The 3,860-nt window shown below is 61.6% G+C and carries 3 protein-coding genes and 1 pseudogene; 2 read left to right on the plus strand and 2 right to left on the minus strand.

Going from position 1 to position 3,860, the window contains the following annotated elements; all coding sequences use genetic code 11:
* Both ACESMD_RS07880 and nuoN read left to right on the plus strand, forming a co-directional pair.
* Nucleotides 1-705 (plus strand): proton-conducting transporter membrane subunit (locus ACESMD_RS07880; RefSeq protein ID WP_372611966.1); only part of this gene is annotated, 705 nt, incomplete at its 5' end.
* Entirely contained in the window at nt 705-2,147 is a 1,443-nt protein-coding gene (nuoN, locus tag ACESMD_RS07885; protein WP_372611968.1) for an NADH-quinone oxidoreductase subunit NuoN, read from the plus strand. The genes ACESMD_RS07880 and nuoN, both read left to right, overlap by 1 nt.
* A gap of 61 nt (nt 2,148-2,208) precedes the next feature.
* On the opposite strand, the gene ACESMD_RS07890 is transcribed toward nuoN, so the two are convergent.
* Together ACESMD_RS07890 and ACESMD_RS07895 are read right to left on the minus strand one after the other, a co-directional pair.
* Nucleotides 2,209-2,421, minus strand: coding sequence for a hypothetical protein (locus tag ACESMD_RS07890; protein ID WP_372611970.1), 213 nt, complete (start codon nt 2,419-2,421; stop codon nt 2,209-2,211).
* 139 nt (nt 2,422-2,560) lie between these two features.
* Nucleotides 2,561-3,559 (minus strand): annotated as a pseudogene (locus ACESMD_RS07895) (hypothetical protein); the annotation flags it as partial.
* Nucleotides 3,560-3,860: the final 301 nt, after the last annotated feature.

Genomic DNA, 3,860 nt, shown 5'->3' on the forward strand with positions numbered 1-3,860 from the left:
ATCGCCATGGGGCTTGGCCTGCTCGGCATCTACTACGGTGCGGTGCTGGCCTGTGGGCAACAGAACGTTAAGCGCTTCATCGCCTATACCAGTGTCGCCCACATGGGGTTCGTACTGATTGGCATCTATTCCGGCTCTCTATTGGCTTTACAGGGTGTGATAGTACTGATACTGGCCCACGCCTTTTCCGCAGCGGGGCTGTTTATCCTCAGCGGACAGCTGTACGAGCGCTTGCATACCCGTGAGATGGACAAGATGGGCGGTCTGTGGGGGCGGCTGGGGAGCCTGCCGGGGTTCTGGTTGTTCTTTATTGCTGCTTCGCTGGGAATACCTGTCACTGCCAATTTTGTTGGCGAATTCATGGTGCTGTTCGGTACTTTTCCCACGGCACCTTGGGTGGTTGTGATCGCAAGCTTTGGTCTGGTGCTGGCAGCAATCTATTCGCTGATCCTGATGCAGCGCGTGCACTATGGCCCGCCACGCAGCGAGACGCCCTTGAAGGGGCTTGATGCCCGCGAATTTGCCATGATGCTGAGCATCGTCGTGCTGCTGATATGGCTTGGTATCTACCCCCAACCTCTGCTTGATACGACCGAGGCCGCAATGGGAGAAGTGCAACAGGTGTTCGAGACCTCGGGCACGGCGTTGCGGGAAATCTCTACCGGGCCGGGCGCGCCCATCACTCTGATGCCGGAGGCCCGCTGATGCCCGTTGCTGTTCTTATCGCCTATCTGCCAATAATTCTGGTTGCCGCGACGGCGATTGCGGTGATGCTTGGCATCGCCTGGCGTCGCGAGCACGCCGTAACGGTTGCTGCCAGCGTACTGGGTCTGGGGCTGGCCTTGATCGCTCAGGCGTTTGCCTGGCGGGTGATTCCGGTACACACGCCACTGCTCGATTTCGATGGTCTGGCGCTATTGGCCGGGATCTTGATCCTGGCGTCGACCCTGGTTTGCGCGATTCTGTCCCATGCCTATCTTGAGTCTTTTCACGGCGCCCGCGAAGAGTTCTATGTTCTGCTGCTGTGCGCGGCTGCAGGGGGCCTGGTGCTGGCCGCGAGTCGGCACCTGGCTAGCCTTTTCATCGGCCTGGAGCTGTTATCCATGCCGCTCTATGGAATGCTGGCCTACGCTTACCATGAGCCGCGCTCCCTTGAAGCCGGCATCAAATACCTGATTCTTTCTGCCGCCGCCAGCGCCTTTTTACTGTTCGGTATGGCGCTGCTCTATGCTCAGACCGGTGAGTTGCGGATCGACGTTTTGATGGCCAGCCTTGATTCGAACACCGGTATCTGGGGCCTGGCGGGCGTTGGCCTGATGCTGGTGGGGTTGGGCTTCAAGCTTTCGGTAGTGCCCTTTCATCTATGGACCCCGGACGTCTACGAGGGTGGGCCGGGGCCGGCGACGACCTTTCTGGCCACTGCCAGCAAGGTGGCGGTATTCGCGCTGCTGCTGCGCCTGATGTTGTCGACGCCCGTTGCCCAGGGTGACTGGCTGCGCGCGGTGTTTACCGGGCTGGCACTTGCCAGCATGCTGATCGGCAACCTGCTGGCGCTGACTCAGTCTAACCTCAAACGCATTCTCGGCTATTCGTCGATTGCGCACTTCGGCTACCTGCTGATCGTGCTGGTGGTCGCGGACGGCCTGGCGGCGGAAACGGGAGGGGTCTACCTGATCACCTACGTGTTGAGCACTCTGGCGGCGTTTGGCGTGGTCATCCTGATCTCGAGCACGGTCAGCGGCGAAGACGCAGCAGCGCTGCACCACTATCGCGGCCTGTTCTGGCGACGCCCTTATCTGACCGCAGTACTTACCGTGGCTATGCTGTCGCTGGCTGGCATTCCGGCGACCGTCGGCTTCATCGGCAAGTTCTATCTCATCGCCCTGGGCGTGGAGGCTCAACGCTGGTGGCTGGTAGGTGGCATCATACTTGGCAGTGCCATCGGGCTTTACTATTACCTGAGGGTCACCATCACGTTGTTTATGGCCGAGCCGGGAATGCAGCGTCGCGATGCGTCCGATGACTGGGGCTCGCGGGCAGGGGGGCTGGTTGTGCTTGCTGTAGCGGGGTTGGTGATATTGCTGGGCGTCTATCCGGCGCCGATGATCGCCTGGGTCAGGGCCATGGGCGGCACTCTGATCGGGTGACTCGGATCCGCCAGGCACAAAAAAACCGGGCTCGTGACGAGCCCGGTGTCTTGTTGCTTCCTTACTCGGAGGTGGTGGTGTCTTCCGGGTTGCGGGCGTTATAGTAGGCCTGCTCGGAGATGGCGTGGTAATTGACGACCTTGTCCTGGAAGGCGCGGTAGGTCTCGTGGATGCGACCCGCCAGCTCGCTGGATTCGGCAAGCTCGGCCACCACATCGGCGGAGTGCTCCTGGGCCTGGGCGAGGACGTCGTCAGGCAGGCGGCGCAGTTCCACGTCATGCTCGTTGATCAGCGTTTCCCTAGTGCAAACTCATACAGAGCCGACGGATGACGTGACTCCGACCCCAGCCCCATCATGGGAGGGAAGACCATCGCCCAGGCGACCGTCGAGCGAGCACGGTTCGCGCCCTGGCTCACAGCGGAGACCAGTCCTGCCCGCCGTTGGAACTGTGCAGCAGCCGGCCCTGATCATCCGCCGCGACGAGACGGTCGGGGTCGCCGGGATCCACCGCCAAGTGCATCAGGTAGCGCTCGTCCCAGTCGCGGCTAACCTCCTCCCACCGGCGGGAGCCCTCCTCTGACCGGATCAGGCCGATACCGATCATAAAGGCGTAGAGCTGCTCGCCGCTGACCACTACCAGGCTGACGGGGCGGCGTTCGGGATGCAGTTGGCGCCAGCGCTTACCGCCATCCGGGCTCATGAGCAGCCCCGTCTGGGTCGCGGCGTACAGCTGCTCGGGGTCGCGGTTGGAAGCCGCCAGGCCGATCAGCCCGTCCGGCACGGTCGCCTGCACCCGCCAGGTATGGCCACCGTCGCGACTGACCTGCAGCCGGCCCGCATGGGCACCGTAGAGCACGTCCGGATCGGCATCGCTGATGGTCAACTGGTGGAAGTCCACTGGCCCGTCTACAGCGGGCGAGCGCTGTTCCCAGCGCTGGCCACCGTCGGTGGAGACCAGTACACCGAGATTGCCATCACGCGCCGAATGACCGCTGGCGAAGAGCGTCTCGGCCTCCTGCGGATGCGGCGTGAACCCCATGAAATCTTGAGTTCCGCTGGAGACCTGGCGAGCCAGGCCATCGCCACCGACGACATGGAAACCGTGGTGGGTGGCCAGCAGAATCTGCTCGCTGTCGGTGTGATCGAAGGCCAGGCCGTGAATATGGGTCTGCTGGCGCAACTGCTCCAGGCTAGTGCCTTCTGGCTCGCTGGAGCAGCCGGCCAGCAGCGCGGGAACCAGCCACAGCGGAGCGAGTCGCTTCCGGAAATGGGTCATACCTGATCTCTCGTCGTGATCTCGAGTGTCCGGCGCCACGGCATCGCCGGGCGCACCATCGTTTTCGTTTGCCACGGCCACGCCATGCCAGTGCACGGTGGTCTCCTTCTCCAGCTCGTTGACCAGGGTGGTATCGAACTCGTCACCTTAACTCGAGGAGGACGATCGAAAGGGTCGTGTGGTGTTGTCCGCCCGCCATCGTTGACGATGTCAAGGCAAGTGCCAGCAGTGCGCAAAGCAACCATGAGCAGTAGAGACGGATCATGAGAAGTGACTAATAACCGGTCATCGTAACGATACTTGGGAGTATTTCATGGTGGCCAGATAGTCGGCAACCCAGGTCCTGCACACAAGTTTCCTGCGTTCTTCAAACCTGATGCAGATCAATGGACAGGTAGCGTCACTGGTCTATGGTAGTTGTTGCATAGGATTGACC

Source organism: Halomonas sp. (assembly GCF_041689495.1).
Taxonomy (GTDB): Bacteria; Pseudomonadota; Gammaproteobacteria; order Pseudomonadales; family Halomonadaceae; genus Halomonas.

Coding starts and splice junctions, on each gene's coding strand:
- nuoN (WP_372611968.1), top strand. CDS start 705: ATGCCCGTTGCTGTTCTTATCGCCTATCTGCCAATAATTCTGGTTGCC.